A 13351-nucleotide genomic window follows, 5' to 3' on the forward strand; every position below is an offset into this window, starting at 1 on the left:
GCCACCGCCCGCTCCGGGCGGCGGCGGCGGTCAGCGATCGAACGGAACGCTGGCCTTGGTCTCTGTCTCCGTCCGCTCGAGGCACGCGTCGCGGCCGCCGGCATCGCCCTCGCAGGCGAGCACGTCGTTGAGCAGCACGCGCCCGATCTTCGGGCAGGCGATGCCGGAGAATTCGAAGATCTTCACGGTTGTCTTGCGCGCCGGCAGCGGGCCGAGCTCGACCGCGACCCGCTTCTGCGCCACGCCCTCGGTGTCGAAGGCGAAGAGGTCCACCTTGTAGGATTTCAGCGCGCCGCCGCGGCCGTTATCGACCAGCATGGTGACGCGGCAGGCCTCGCCGGCGGGCTCGAGACGGTTGAGCTGCAGCTTCAGCGGCGCCTTGTCCGCCGATACGGCTTCCTGCGCGGCGGCGGGCCCGGCAACGGCGAGGCAGGCCGCCGCGGCGACTGCCGCGCGCCCGAGCCGAATCTGCCCGAAGGCCCCTGCGAAAACCCGTCTCGTCACCGTCGGTATTCTCCTCGCCCTGCGCGTCATTCGTCCCGAATCCAGCGCCGTCTCAGTGCAGCCGCCCGCCCGCCGGCCGGACATCGGGGCCGCTGCCAAGCCGCTCGGCCGCAGCGTCGATCGCCACGACGGCCGCGCGCACCGCCGCGACCAGCCGCGGCGCCGATTCCCGGCCGGTGATCGTCGCCGCGTCCCGCGCCACCTCGTCCCAGAGGCAGCGACGGCCGCGCCCGAGCAGGCCGACCAGCGCGCATTCATGGCCCGTCACGCGGCAGCAGGTCGCCGGCATGAAGGACCAATCCCGGTCGCGCTCCGCCCGAAGGGCACGCACGATGCCGACCGCGCAGGCCACCAGGCGCCCGCCATCCTCGACACCGAGCAGGCGCTCGGCGCCGTCGAAGGCTGCGTCCCAGCAGGCCACGTCGCTCGTCATGTAGCCGGCTGCCACGAAGCGGACGACGGACAGGGCGAGGACGTCGGCATCGTCCCCGCACACGTCGGTGACCCGCGGCATCGGGCTCTGGCTCGGCGGGGTCGACGACGCGGTCATGAAGCCTCCGGTCCGGCAAGCGGCCCGCGAGCCGCCGGCCACGAGCGAAGAATGCTTGCGGCGATATCCGAGGTCGCCCCTCCGGATCAAGGCTTGCCGAGAAAATCAGAGCAGTTCCAAACTGTTACTCGAATGGCCCGAGCCGATGAAGGCGGTCGTCCCGAAGTATTGGCGCAGCATTGCCATTTTATCCCGCTACACCGTGCCGCTTCATCCCGGAGTTGCCCGCGATCGGCTTTTCGAAGCGGTGCGCCGAGCGGCATCGGTGGCCATACGCCGCTGTGCAGGGGCGGCCGGCGCCGGCCGCCATCCCTTGATGAGCGCCGCGCAGCCGCCATATCCTGGCCGTCCCGGCCCGGTGCCGGGTGGAGCGCTGCGCGCGCGGGCTCCAGTGCGACGAGGTGCCCATCGGAGCCGGACCCGCGTCCGGAGCCACGGGGCCTCGCTGGAAGGCTTGGCCACGATGACCCGTCCCTCCCCGTTCGGACACCCATTCCTGCTCGGCTTCGACGAGATCGAGCAGGCCCTCGATCGGGTGTCCAAGGCCGCCAATGACGGCTATCCGCCCTACAATATCGAGCGCGTGCCGCGCACCGAGCGCGAGCCGGAGCGCCTGCGCATCACCCTCGCCGTGGCGGGCTTCTCCCGCGACCAGCTCGACGTGATGCTGGAGGAGAACCAGCTGATCGTGCGCGGCCGGCAGGTCGAGGACCGCGAGCGCCACTACCTGCACCGCGGCATCGCGGCGCGGCAGTTCCAGCGCGCCTTCCTGCTCGCCGACGGGATGGAGGTGCTCGGCGCCGACCTCTCGAACGGACTGCTCTCCATCGACCTCGCCCGGCCGGAGCCTGAGCGCGTCGTGCGCAAGATCGCGATCGCCGCGCGCGATTGATTACGGGGCGAGGGTTTCCCACATAGGCTTCAAGCCCCGCGGTCGCTTCGGGACCTCTGGGGCGACACGCTCTGCCTTGAAGGAGGGCACGCGCTATGACTGACCTGAATGCTTCCCCGCTGACCCCTGCCGATCTCGACCCCACCCAGTTCAACGCCGCCGATCTCGCGGCGCTCGGCGAGGGCCACATCGCCTATGTGCGCCCGATCCGATCGGACGAGGTGAAGCGGATGTTCCCGCAGGCCCCGGACCTCACGCCCGGCCTCGACCTCTTCGCCCTGCTCTCGGCCAGCGGCGCTCCGATCCTGCTCGCGGATTCGCGCGAGGTCGTGCTCGCGAACGCCTTCGCGCATGATCTGCAGCCGGTGAGCCTGCACTGAGCCGTCGCTGCCCCTGATCATCAGGCACGTTCCGGCCGTGACGGGGCTGATCGCCCCGTCCGAGCCCATTCCGGCGGCGCCGGGCCTTGGGCCCGGCGCCGTCAGCGCATCTCCGCCACCGCCGCCACGAGGCGCGCGATGTCCTCGGGCCGCGACAGGCGGTGGTCTCCATCCGCGATCAGGGTGAGCACCGTCCCCTCGGCCGGGAGCCGGTCGAGGAGCTTGAAGGCGTGCGGGTGCGGCACGTCCGGGTCGCGCATGCCCTGGAGGATGTGGACCGGGCAGCCGAGATCGAGCGGACCGGTGAGCAGCCGATTGGCGCGCCCGTCCTCGATCAGCCGCATGGTGACCGGGTCGGGCTCCGGCGCGTAGGCGCTCTGGCGCAGCCAGACGCCGTCGCGCTCCAGGGTATCGCGCACCGATTGCGGGAACTGCGCCCACATCAGGTCCTCGGTGAAGTCGAGGGCGGGGGCGATCAGCACGAGTCCGGCTGCCGGACCGGCCCCCGCGGCGAGACGGTTGCGCGCCGCGAGGCAGGCGATCCAGCCGCCCATCGACGAGCCGATCAGGACCGGGCGCTTCGGCGCGTGGGCCGCGATCACCGCCTCGGCGTCGGCGAGCCAGGTCGAGATCGTACAGTCGGCGAACGCCCCGCCGGACTGGCCGTGCCCCGTATAGTCGAAGCGCACGAAGCGCCGCCCGGCCTCAGCCGCCCAGGCATCGACGGCTGTCGCCTTGGTGGCGCCCATGTCCGAGCGGAAACCACCGAGCCAGACCACCGGCGGTCCGCTACCGTCGCGGACCCGCACCGCGATCCGACGCGCCCCGCCGCCCGTGCCGACATCGAGGAAGGCGAGGGTGTCGCCGCCATCAGCCATCTCGTTCTCCCGCTTGCGAGCTTCCCGCCCTGAACGCTTCGTCTTCAAGCTCCGTTTACCGGACCGTAAAGCGCGCCCACGATCCTGAGGCAATGTTCACACGCGTTTTGGCGGACCGCCCTCCGTCCCGTCCGGTGCGCCACCGATGATTGCGGGGACGCATCCCTTGACCGGATTCCGCTCCGAGGCCGCGCCGCTCGCCGGCGCCTGCGTGCTCCAGATCATCCCCGAACTCGAGGCGGGCGGGGCCGAGCGCACCGCCGTCGACGTGGCCGAGGGCCTCGCCGCGGCGGGCGCCCGCGCGCTCGTCGCCACCGAGGGTGGGCGGTTGGTGGGCGAGCTCCAGGCCAAGGGCGGAAGCTGGGTCCCCTTCCCGGCGGCCTCGAAGAACCCGCTCGCCATGGCGCTCAATGTCGGCCGCCTTGCGCGCTTGTGCCGCCGTGAGGGCGTGCAGATCATCCACGCCCGGTCGCGCGCGCCGGCCTGGGTGGCGCTCGGCGCCGCGCGCCGCCTGCGCCTGCCCTACGTCACGACCTATCACGGCAGCTATTCCGGCCGGACCGGGGTGAAGGTGCTCTACAACTCGGTCATGGCCCGCGGCGACGTGGTCATCGCCAACTCGCACTACACCGCCGACCTGATCCACCGCCTCCACGCCGAGCAGGCGGGCAACCGGGTCCAGGTGATCCATCGCGGCACCGACCTCGCCACGTTCAGTCCGGTCGCCGTGGGGCCGGCCCGCGTCGAGGCCCTGCGCCGGGCCTGGGGCGTCGCGCCCCACCAGCGCGTGGTGCTGCTGGCCGCCCGGCTCACCGCCTGGAAGGGCCACCGCGTGCTGATCGAGGCCGCGGCGCAGATGCGCGACCGCGGCATCGGCGACCTCGCGGTGATCCTTGCGGGCGATCCGCAGGGACGCAGCGCCTACGAGCGCGAGCTCGACGCCCTGATCGCCGCGCGCAGCCTCGGCGGCATCGTGCGCCGGGTCGGCCATTGCACGGACATGCCTGCGGCTTTCCGGGCGGCCTCCGTCGTGGCCGTGCCCTCGATCGAGCCGGAAGCCTTCGGCCGGTCGGCCGTGGAGGCGCAGGCGCTCGGCACTCCCGTCGTGGTCTCCGACCTCGGCGCTGTGCCCGAGACCGTGCTCAGCCCGCCCGACGTCGATCCCACCCAGCGCACCGGATGGCGCGTGCCGGCCGGCGACCCCACGGCGCTGGCGGGCGCGCTGGCGGAAGCCCTATCCCTCGGCGCCAGCGCGCGGGACGGGCTGGCCCGGCGCGCCCGGGCCCATGTGGAAGCGAACTTCTCGCTGGAGCGCATGGTCGGGGACACGCTCGGCGTCTACGCGCGGCTGCTCGGCCATTGAGAGGCCGCTCGGAGGCTGCTGCAGCGACGGATCTTGCAGGATGGCCCGCGCGTTCTCACATCCGCATTCTCGTATCGGAACGTGTCAATCGGGGAACCATGTGCAAAGATTGCTTCCCCGCCATGCGGTGACAGGTTGACTCGCCGAACGCTTGAGCCAAGGTATTGTAATCCGGAGTATGGCCGGAGCGGTCGGCGGTCGGGGCATCTCCGGATGGGTGTCCCTTGATCGCCGTTTCGTCGTTGGACCAGGAGATAGCAGCCATTCGTAGACCTATGAGAGCCATGCCGGCCCCGCAGAAGGACGGGCCGCGCGCCAACCGGGACATTCGCGGTGTCCGCGATGTGCAGCTCATCGACGCGGACGGGCAGAACCGCGGCGTGGTCCCGTTCTTCGACGCCCTTCAGATGGCGGAGGAGGCCGGACTCGACCTTGTCGAGATCGCGCCGAACTCGGCGCCGCCGGTCTGCAAGCTGTTGGATTACGGCCGCTTCCGGTTCAACGAGCAGAAGAAGCAGAACGAGGCGCGCAAGCGCCAGAAGACGGTCGAGGTCAAGGAGATCAAGCTCCGCCCCGGCATCGACAAGCACGACTACGACGTCAAGATGAAGTCCGTGCAGCGCTTCTTCGAGGAGGGCGACAAGGTCAAGGTGACCCTGCGCTTCCGCGGCCGCGAGATGGCCCACCAGGATATCGGACTGCGCCTTCTCGAGCGCGTGAAGTCCGAGACCGCCGAGATCGCCAAGGTCGAGAGCGAGCCGATGCTCGAAGGCCGGCAGATGATCATGATCCTGGCGCCGCGCTGATTCGGCGGGCTGACAGGTCGATCGCGTTCGCGCCGTCCCCACCGGGACGGCGCTTTCGTTTGGGCCGCGCCCCGCTTATCTGAGGCTCATGGCCCTCGCTCCCGAAGAGATCGAACGCTATGCCCGCCATCTCGTGCTGCGCGAGGTGGGCGGCCCTGGACAGGCGAAGCTCAAGGCGGCCCGGGTCCTCGTGATCGGGGCCGGCGGGCTCGGAGCGCCGCTGATCCAGTACCTCGCCGCCGCCGGCATCGGGACGCTCGGCGTTGTCGACGACGATACGGTCTCGCTCTCGAACCTGCAGCGTCAGGTCATCCACGGCACGCCCGATCTCGGCCGGCCGAAGGTGGAGAGCGCCGCCGACGCCGTGGCCCGGCTCAACCCGCATGTCCGGTTCGTGGCGCATGCCGAGCGCATCACCGCCGAGACGGCCGCCTCCCTCGCCGCGCAATACGATGTCGTCGCCGACGGCTCGGACAATTTCGCGACGCGCTACGCCGTGTCTGATGCCTGTTTCCACGCCGGGCGCCCGCTGGTGACCGCCGCGCTCGGCCAGTTCGACGGCTCGCTGACGACGATCCGCGCGCACGAAACCGGCGCGGATGGCCGCCCGAACCCGACCTATCGCTGCCTCTTCCCGAACCCGCCGCCGCCCGGCAGCGTGCCGCCCTGCGCCGAGGCCGGGGTGCTCGGGGCGCTGGCCGGCGTCATGGGCTCTCTGATGGCGATGGAGGTGATCCGTGCGGTCGCCGGATTCGGCGAGCCGCTGGTCGGGCGGCTGCTGATGGTCGATGCCCGCTCCATGCGCTTCGAGACGCTGCATTATGCCTGGGACGAGGCGAATCCGCTGAGCGGCAGCGCCGCCGCCTGACAGGTCAGGGCGCGTAGGCGCGCGCCGTGCCGGGCAGGATCAGGCCCGGTACACCCTGGAACGCGGTCGGCGCGGCGCTACCCGTCGGAAGCTCCGGCTCCGCCTCGCCGGGCCGTACGGCCCGGACCTCCACCGCATCCCAGGGGCCGGCGAGATCGAAGAGCGGGCCGGGGCGTCCCGAATCCGTTCGGGGATGCACCTCCGCCCGGGCCCGGAAGCTGTGATCGCGCAAGGAAACGTAGCCGCGCAGGTTCGCGCTGAGCGCTGAGGCCTGCAGATTGCCTTCGGCGATCTCGCCGATCCCGTCGGCGAAGCGCAGGCTGAGGCTCGCCCGCTCGAAGGGCGTGCGGCCGTTGCGCCGCGCGAGCGCGCCCGCCGCGACGCCGCCGTGCCGTTGGATCACGTCCGCGAGGTCGAGGCCGACGATCGCGCCGCGGTCGATGCTGAGCACGGCGCGGCCCGCGGTCCGGGCGGCCAAATCGGCGAGGTCGCGGCCGCGCCCCTCGAGAGAGAAGCTGCCCTGGCTCGGGCCGAGCACCCAGCGCGCCGCACCGAGATCGATGAGCAGGCCGCCGAGATCGACCTGATCCAGCCCGCCCTGCGCCTTCACCTCGGTCTCGGTCCCGTTGATCCCGGCGCTGGTCAGCGTCGCCCGTCCCTTCACGGTGCCGCCCTGGATCGCGGCGCGGTTGAGGGCGATCTCGACGGCGCCATCGCGCACCAGCAGGCTCGCCGCCATGTCCTCCAGAGCGACCGGGCCGATCCGCGCGGCGGCGGCCGAGAGGCGCAGGTCGAGGTCGCCCCCGGTGAAGGGCTGGAGTGCCAGGGCCGGGGCCTGCCGCTCCTCGCCGTCGAGGCCGAGCACGCGAACGAGCTGACCGAGGAGCGGGGCGAGGTTCAGGCTGTCGGCGGCGAGCGTTGCCTGGACGGAGGCCCGCGGCGTCGCCAGGCTCGCCTGAGCGGCGCCGTCGAGAACGTTCTGGCCCAGGCGGACGCGCAGGCGCGGCAGCATCAGCGCCGCGCCCTCCGCCGTGAAGCTTCCCTCCAGGGCGAAGGTCTCCGCGAGGGGCGCCAGCGCGGCGTCGCGCCCGATCCAGGCGAGCGTCTGCGGGAGGGAGCGGGTCTCGAGCCTGCCCGTGCCCTCAAGCGCCAGCCCACGCGACGGCTCGGCCGCGCGGCGCGCATCGCCCTCGGCGCTGAGGCTGCCGCCGGGCCAGGTCAGGCTCGCCGTGAAGGGCGAAGCGGTGCCCTCGGCAAGCGCCGCCGGACGCAGGTCCGTGAGGCTCGCCCGCGCCCGCTGCCCGCGCCAGACGAAGGTCGCGGTGCCGTCGAGGGTGCCGCCCCAGGCGGGCCAATCGAGATCGAGGTCGAGGTCCTGGATCTCGGGCTCCGTCTGGCCGAGCCCGATCAGCACGGCGTCCTTCAAGACCAGGCGGTGCGGGCGCAAGAACCAGCCGGACCGCATCTGTCCGGAGACGCGGCGCAGGAGGCCGGCCCAGCGGGCGTCCTCGGATAGGGGGAGGCGCGCGCCGTCGAGAGTCAGGCTGCCGATCCCGATCCGGCCGGTAACCAGGCTGAAAGGATCGAGCACGATGGTGAGGCGGCCGCCCTCGGCGAGGGTCGCGGCGTCGGCCTGGTCCGTGATACGTGTGCGGGCGAAGTCGAGGCGCGGCAGCGGCAGCAGGCGCAGGGTCGCCGGACCTTCGGCGCCGAGCGACAGGCCGTAGGCGCCGAGTTGCCGGCCGACGAGGCGCGCGGCCTCCTCCGTCCCGATGGTCCAGGGAAGAGCAGCCGAGATGCCCGCGACCGTGAAGGTTGCAAGGCCGAGGGCGAGGGACAGGCGGCGCGGCGACATCGCACTCCGGGCGCAGGAACGGGCTCGGTCCAGCAGGCGCCGGGCCGCGAGCGCGGAGGTTTCAGGCGCCCCCGTGCCGTCACGCTTCACGCACTCGCCCGCTCGCCATAGCGGGTTCGGTGCGATTTGTCTGCCCGGGACGCGGATCCCCGCAACTTCGCTGTGATTCCATCCGCTGCACCGCACTGGACCCGGATGGCGGAATCAGGGACAGGATAGCGGCTTTGATGCGCCGCACGATGACAGACCCGGGAAGGACGGCCTGATGAAGAAGGTGTTTTCGGATCCGACCAGTGCCCTGGCGGGGCTGTTGCGCGACGACATGACGATCATGTGCGGCGGCTTTGGATTGTGCGGCATTCCCGACGAGCTGATCGAGGCGGTGAAGGCCTCCGGCGTGAAGGGGCTGACCGTCGTCTCGAACAATGCCGGCGTCGACGGCGTGGGCCTCGGCAAGCTTCTGGAGACTCGTCAGGTCAGGAAGATGATCTCGTCCTATGTCGGCGAGAACAAGGAGTTCGCCCGGCAGTTCCTCGCCGGCGAGCTCGAGATCGAGTTCAACCCGCAGGGGACGCTGGCCGAGCGCATCCGGGCGGGCGGCGCCGGCATCCCGGCCTTCTTCACCAAGACCGGCGTCGGCACAAAGGTCGCCGAGGGCAAGGAGGTGCGCGAATTCGACGGTGAGGACTACGTGATGGAGCGCGGCCTCTTCGCCGACCTCGCGCTGGTCCACGCCTACCAGGGCGACACGGAAGGCAACCTCGCCTACCGGCTCACCGCGCGCAACTTCAACCCGATGATGGCGACCGCAGCCAAGGTCACGGTCGCTCAGGTCGAGCACCTCGTCCAGCCCGGCGAGATCGATGCGGCCAACATCCACACACCCGGCATCTACGTGAAGCGCATCGTGCACGTGCCGATCCGCGAGAAGCGCATCGAGCAGCGCACCACGCGCAAGCGCGCCGAGGGCGCGGCGGCCGGCGGCGGCCAGATCTGAAGCCATCAAGGACAAGGGAGAGACATCCATGGCCTGGACCCGCGAGCAGATGGCAGCGCGCGCCGCGCGTGAGCTGGAGGACGGCTTCTACGTGAATCTCGGCATTGGCATCCCGACGCTGGTGTCGAACTACATCCCCGACGGCATGTCGGTTCAGCTCCAGTCCGAGAACGGGATGCTCGGCATGGGCCCCTTTCCATTCGAGGGTGAGGAGGACCCGGACCTGATCAATGCCGGCAAGCAGACGATCACGGCGCTGCCGACCACGAGCTATTTCTCGTCGGCCGATTCGTTCGCGATGATCCGCGGCGGGCACATCAACCTGTCGATCCTCGGTGCCATGCAGGTGGCCGAGAACGGCGACCTCGCCAACTGGATGATCCCCGGCAAGATGGTGAAGGGCATGGGCGGCGCCATGGACCTCGTGGCGGGCGTCAAGCGCGTCGTGGTGGTGATGGAGCACGTCGCCAAGAACAAGGACGGCTCGGAGAGCGCCAAGCTCCTGAAGGCCTGCGACCTGCCGCTCACCGGCACCCATGTGGTCGACATGGTGATCACCGATCTCGGCGTCTTCACCATCGACAAGAAGGGCGACGGCGGCATGACGCTGATCGAGCTCGCCGACGGCGTGACCGAGGAGGAGGTCCGCGCCAAGACCGAGGCCGCCTACACGGTGGCGCTCGCCGCCTGACCGTCCGGGATTCCAAAGGGATCATCCCTTTGGCGGGGTGTCGGGGCAGAGCCCCGACTGCTTGCTTCCTGAAATGAAGAACCCCGCGCCGGACGCCCGGCGCGGGGGTCTTCGTTTGGATGATAGCCGGGCGGCGGGAGCCGCCCGGCCGAAGCGTCAGGCCGCGAGCGAGCGCAGCACGTAAGGCAGGATGCCGCCGTTGCGGAAATACTCAAGCTCGTCGAGCGTATCGATGCGGCAGGTCAGCGGGACCTCCTTCACCGAGCCGTCCGCCGACTTGATCTCCGCCACCAGGGTCTGGCGCGGCTTCAGCTCGCCGGAGAGTCCCTTGATGGTGACGGTCTCGTCGCCCTTGAGGCCGAGCGACTGCCAGCTCGTGTCGCCCTGGAAGACCAGCGGCACCACACCCATGCCGACGAGGTTCGAGCGGTGGATGCGCTCGAAGCTCTCGGCGATCACGGCGCGCACGCCGAGCAGCTTGGTGCCCTTGGCCGCCCAGTCACGGGACGAGCCGGTGCCGTACTCCTTGCCCGCGAAGATCACGAGCGGGGTGCCGGCCTCGGCGTACTTCATCGCTGCGTCGTAGATGAACATCTTCTCGCCCGAGGGCTGGAAGTGCGTCCAACCGCCCTCGACCACGTTGCCGGAGGCGTCCTTCACCACCTGGTTCTTGATGCGGATGTTGGCGAAGGTGCCCCGCATCATCACCTCGTGGTTGCCGCGCCGGGTGCCGTACTGGTTGAAGTCCTGCACGCGCACCTGATGCGACTGCAGGTACTCGCCGGCCGGCGACGCCGCGCGGATGTTACCCGCGGGCGAGATGTGGTCGGTGGTGATCGAGTCGAGGAAGAGGCCGAGGATCCGGGCCCCCTCGATGTCGGTCACGGGCTTCGGGGTCTTCTCCATGCCGACGAAGTAGGGCGGGTTCTGGACATAGGTCGAGCCCGGGTTCCAGGCGAAGGTCTCCGCCTCGGTGACCTCGACGTCCTTCCAGTTCTGGTCACCGCCGAACACGTCCGCGTAGCGGCTCTTGAACAGCTCGGACGTGATGTTCTGCTCGATGAACGCGGCCACCTCGGCCGAGGACGGCCAGATGTCCTTGAGGTAGACGGGCTGACCGTCGCTGCCCTTGCCGATCGGATCCCTGGTGAGATCGACCTGCAGCGAGCCGGCCAGCGCGTAGGCCACCACGAGCGGCGGCGAGGCGAGGTAGTTCGCCCGCACGTCCGGGTTCACGCGGCCCTCGAAGTTGCGGTTGCCCGAGAGCACGGCCGCGGCGACTACGTCGTTGTCGTTGATCGCCTTCGAGATCGGCGCCGGGAGCGGCCCCGAATTGCCGATGCAGGTGGTGCAGCCGAAACCGACGAGGTTGAAGCCGAGGGCGTCGAGAGGCTTCTGTAGGCCGGCCTTTTCCAGGTACTCGGCGACGACCTGCGATCCGGGCGCCAGCGAGGTCTTCACCCAGGGCTTCGCCGTGAGGCCCTTGGCCACCGCGTTGCGGGCGAGAAGCCCGGCGCCGATCATCACGCTCGGGTTCGAGGTGTTGGTGCAGCTCGTGATGGCCGCGATCACTACGTCGCCGTGGCCGATATCGTAGTTCGTGCCCTCGACGGCGTAGCGGCTGGCGATGTCGGCCGCCTTCTTGAACTCCGTCTCCATCGCGCCGGCAAAGCCGGTCTTGGCGTCGGCCAGAAGCACGCGGTCCTGCGGGCGCTTCGGGCCGGCGAGCGATGGCTTCACGTCGCCCATGTCGAGCTCGAGCGTGTCCGTGAAGACCGGATCGGCCGTGTCGGCGTCGCGCCACATGCCCTGGGCCTTGGCATAGGCCTCGACGAGGGCGATGCGGTCGTCGGAGCGGCCGGTGACCTTCAGGAAGTCGATGGTCTTCTGGTCGACCGGGAAGAAGCCGCAGGTCGCGCCGTATTCGGGCGCCATGTTGGAGATGGTGGCGCGGTCGGCCACCGCCATGTCGTCGAGGCCGGGGCCGTAGAACTCCACGAACTTGCCGACCACGCCCTTCTTGCGCAGCATCTGCGTCACGGTGAGCACGAGGTCGGTCGCCGTGGTGCCCTCGGGCAGCTTGCCGGAGAGCTTGAAGCCGACCACCTCGGGGATCAGCATCGAGAGCGGCTGGCCGAGCATGGCCGCCTCGGCCTCGATGCCGCCGACGCCCCAGCCGAGCACGGCGAGGCCGTTCACCATCGTGGTGTGCGAGTCGGTGCCGACGAGCGAGTCGGGATAGGCCACGTCGGAGCCGTCCTCGGACTTCGTCCACACCGTCTGCGACAGGTATTCGAGGTTGACTTGGTGGCAGATGCCGGTGCCCGGGGGCACCACCGAGAAGTTGCGGAACGCCGACTGGCCCCACTTGAGGAAGGTGTAGCGCTCGCCGTTGCGCTCGTATTCGAGCGCGACGTTGTCGGCCAGCGCCTTCGGGGTGCCGAACTCGTCGACGATCACCGAGTGGTCGATGACGAGATCGACCGGGACCAGCGGGTTGATCTTCTGCGGGTCGCCGCCGAGCGCCACCATCGCGTCGCGCATGGCGGCGAGATCCACCACGGCCGGCACGCCGGTGAAGTCCTGCATCAGCACGCGCGAGGGACGGAAGGCGATCTCCGTCTCGGCCTTGCCCTTGTTGCCGAGCCAGGCGACCGTGGCCTCGATATCGGCCTTGCGGACCGAGCGGTCGTCCTCGTAGCGGAGCAGATTCTCCAGGAGCACCTTCATCGAGAAGGGCAGCGCGGCGGCGTCGGCGAGGCCGCCCTTCTGGGCCGCCGGAATCGAGTAGTAGGTGTAGGTCTTGCCCCCGGCCTCAAGGGTCTGGCGGGACTTGAAGCTGTCGAGTGATGCCACGGCTTTCTGTTTCCTCGCTGGCGATTGTCGAACACGCGCAGGCATTTCCCGCGCCACGGATTCTGTGTTCGGCCGGTGCGCTCCGGGGAGCGCGCGCCGCCTCGGGTGTGCCCGAGCAGGAGGTGCGCGAGGGTCGAATTGGACGACCCGGACTCGCGCGGCGCAGCCTGGCGCCCGTATAGAACGTTTCGAATCTGGCCGCTACGGCCTCACCGGTAACACTCGGATGAGCCTGTCCGTCCGGAGGCGCGGTCGCCGCCTGACTCAGTCACGGCGCTGCTCGCGGGCGGTGCTCGGCGGGGTCAGCGGCCGGCGCTCGCGCCGTCCGTGCTCGATATAGTGGATCAGCGGGTTCAGCCCGTCCGCCGCCACGTCGGGATTGGCCGCGAGATAGGACGGGGCGTCGAAGTTCGGTCCCGGAGAGAGCCGGCCGGCGGCGCCGTATGCGAGGAAGTGATCGATCGGATCCCAACCGGCGGCGGGGGCCTCCGGATAGGTCCGGCAGTACCAGGCGGCGTCGAGGAGATCGGATTCCGCCAGGATGGCCCGATCGCGGATGCGGCGACGGCGCCTCTCGCCCCACGCAAGGGACCGCACGAGGCGGGACGCGACGCGCAGGAGCCGGGCCATCGACGCGCAAAGCCTCCGATCGTGGCCCGTCCTGGCCGACCGCACCCTAGTGCCGGTCGCCCGGCCCGGCGGGACTTTGTG

At 70.3% G+C, this 13351-nt stretch carries 13 protein-coding genes; 7 read left to right on the top strand and 6 right to left on the bottom strand.

Annotation, left to right across the window (positions count from 1 at the left end):
* Positions 1-30 precede the first annotated feature (30 nt).
* Together MET9862_RS11425 and MET9862_RS11430 are read right to left on the bottom strand one after the other, a co-directional pair.
* A complete protein-coding gene (locus MET9862_RS11425; protein WP_142583077.1) occupies positions 31-504 on the bottom strand; it encodes a Tat pathway signal protein in 474 nt (157 codons plus the stop codon).
* 52 nt (positions 505-556) lie between these two features.
* The gene (locus MET9862_RS11430; protein WP_142583078.1) at positions 557-1054 is read right to left on the bottom strand and encodes a hypothetical protein; all 498 of its coding nucleotides are present in this window, start codon (positions 1052-1054) and stop codon (positions 557-559) included.
* Between the two features lie 463 nt (positions 1055-1517).
* Between MET9862_RS11430 and MET9862_RS11435 the strand changes: the two genes are divergently transcribed.
* Both MET9862_RS11435 and MET9862_RS11440 read left to right on the top strand, forming a co-directional pair.
* Entirely contained in the window at positions 1518-1946 is a 429-nt protein-coding gene (locus tag MET9862_RS11435; RefSeq protein WP_142583079.1) for an Hsp20 family protein, read from the top strand.
* 95 nt (positions 1947-2041) lie between these two features.
* Positions 2042-2326: a BQ00720 family protein gene (locus tag MET9862_RS11440; protein ID WP_142583080.1), complete on the top strand. Its 285-nt coding sequence runs from the start codon at positions 2042-2044 to the stop codon at positions 2324-2326.
* Positions 2327-2427: 101 nt separating this feature from the next.
* Here the strand turns inward: MET9862_RS11440 and MET9862_RS11445 are convergent, their stop codons facing one another.
* A complete protein-coding gene (locus tag MET9862_RS11445; RefSeq protein ID WP_142583081.1) occupies positions 2428-3204 on the bottom strand; it encodes an alpha/beta fold hydrolase in 777 nt (258 codons plus the stop codon).
* A gap of 145 nt (positions 3205-3349) precedes the next feature.
* Here MET9862_RS11445 and MET9862_RS11450 point away from each other — a divergent pair, with 145 nt between their 5' ends.
* From MET9862_RS11450 to MET9862_RS11460, 3 genes are all read left to right on the top strand, one after another.
* Entirely contained in the window at positions 3350-4567 is a 1218-nt protein-coding gene (locus MET9862_RS11450) for a glycosyltransferase family 4 protein (RefSeq protein ID WP_142583082.1), read from the top strand.
* A 284-nt stretch (positions 4568-4851) separates the two neighbouring features.
* Complete coding sequence (gene infC / locus MET9862_RS11455; protein ID WP_244612678.1) at positions 4852-5373, top strand: translation initiation factor IF-3; 522 nt, start codon at positions 4852-4854, stop codon at positions 5371-5373.
* 88 nt (positions 5374-5461) lie between these two features.
* Positions 5462-6241, top strand: coding sequence for a HesA/MoeB/ThiF family protein (locus MET9862_RS11460; protein ID WP_142583084.1), 780 nt, complete (start codon positions 5462-5464; stop codon positions 6239-6241).
* A gap of 4 nt (positions 6242-6245) precedes the next feature.
* Here MET9862_RS11460 and MET9862_RS11465 read toward each other — a convergent pair whose 3' ends face one another.
* A complete protein-coding gene (locus tag MET9862_RS11465) occupies positions 6246-8096 on the bottom strand; it encodes an AsmA family protein (RefSeq protein ID WP_142583085.1) in 1851 nt (616 codons plus the stop codon).
* A gap of 265 nt (positions 8097-8361) precedes the next feature.
* Between MET9862_RS11465 and MET9862_RS11470 the strand changes: the two genes are divergently transcribed.
* Positions 8362-9093 carry a CoA transferase subunit A gene (locus MET9862_RS11470; protein WP_142583086.1) on the top strand — a complete coding sequence of 244 codons (732 nt, stop codon included), beginning with the start codon at positions 8362-8364 and terminating at the stop codon, positions 9091-9093.
* 28 nt (positions 9094-9121) lie between these two features.
* Positions 9122-9784, top strand: a complete 663-nt coding sequence (locus tag MET9862_RS11475; protein WP_142583087.1) for a 3-oxoacid CoA-transferase subunit B — start codon at positions 9122-9124, stop codon at positions 9782-9784.
* Between the two features lie 156 nt (positions 9785-9940).
* Here MET9862_RS11475 and acnA read toward each other — a convergent pair whose 3' ends face one another.
* Positions 9941-12640, bottom strand: a complete 2700-nt coding sequence (gene acnA / locus MET9862_RS11480; RefSeq protein WP_142583088.1) for an aconitate hydratase AcnA — start codon at positions 12638-12640, stop codon at positions 9941-9943.
* A 264-nt stretch (positions 12641-12904) separates the two neighbouring features.
* A complete protein-coding gene (locus tag MET9862_RS11485; RefSeq protein ID WP_142583089.1) occupies positions 12905-13270 on the bottom strand; it encodes a hypothetical protein in 366 nt (121 codons plus the stop codon).
* Positions 13271-13351: the final 81 nt, after the last annotated feature.

This window comes from Methylobacterium symbioticum (assembly GCF_902141845.1).
GTDB lineage: Bacteria > Pseudomonadota > Alphaproteobacteria > Rhizobiales > Beijerinckiaceae > Methylobacterium > Methylobacterium symbioticum.

Excerpts from the sequence above, each read along its gene's own strand:
- MET9862_RS11445 (WP_142583081.1), bottom strand. The coding sequence starts at position 3,204 with ATGGCTGATGGCGGCGACACCCTCGCCTTCCTCGATGTCGGCACGGGC.
- MET9862_RS11430 (WP_142583078.1), bottom strand. The coding sequence starts at position 1,054 with ATGACCGCGTCGTCGACCCCGCCGAGCCAGAGCCCGATGCCGCGGGTC.
- MET9862_RS11475 (WP_142583087.1), top strand. The coding sequence starts at position 9,122 with ATGGCCTGGACCCGCGAGCAGATGGCAGCGCGCGCCGCGCGTGAGCTG.
- MET9862_RS11460 (WP_142583084.1), top strand. The coding sequence starts at position 5,462 with ATGGCCCTCGCTCCCGAAGAGATCGAACGCTATGCCCGCCATCTCGTG.
- MET9862_RS11450 (WP_142583082.1), top strand. The coding sequence starts at position 3,350 with ATGATTGCGGGGACGCATCCCTTGACCGGATTCCGCTCCGAGGCCGCG.
- infC (WP_244612678.1), top strand. The coding sequence starts at position 4,852 with ATGCCGGCCCCGCAGAAGGACGGGCCGCGCGCCAACCGGGACATTCGC.
- MET9862_RS11435 (WP_142583079.1), top strand. The coding sequence starts at position 1,518 with ATGACCCGTCCCTCCCCGTTCGGACACCCATTCCTGCTCGGCTTCGAC.
- MET9862_RS11470 (WP_142583086.1), top strand. The coding sequence starts at position 8,362 with ATGAAGAAGGTGTTTTCGGATCCGACCAGTGCCCTGGCGGGGCTGTTG.
- MET9862_RS11440 (WP_142583080.1), top strand. The coding sequence starts at position 2,042 with ATGACTGACCTGAATGCTTCCCCGCTGACCCCTGCCGATCTCGACCCC.
- MET9862_RS11465 (WP_142583085.1), bottom strand. The coding sequence starts at position 8,096 with ATGTCGCCGCGCCGCCTGTCCCTCGCCCTCGGCCTTGCAACCTTCACG.
- MET9862_RS11485 (WP_142583089.1), bottom strand. The coding sequence starts at position 13,270 with ATGGCCCGGCTCCTGCGCGTCGCGTCCCGCCTCGTGCGGTCCCTTGCG.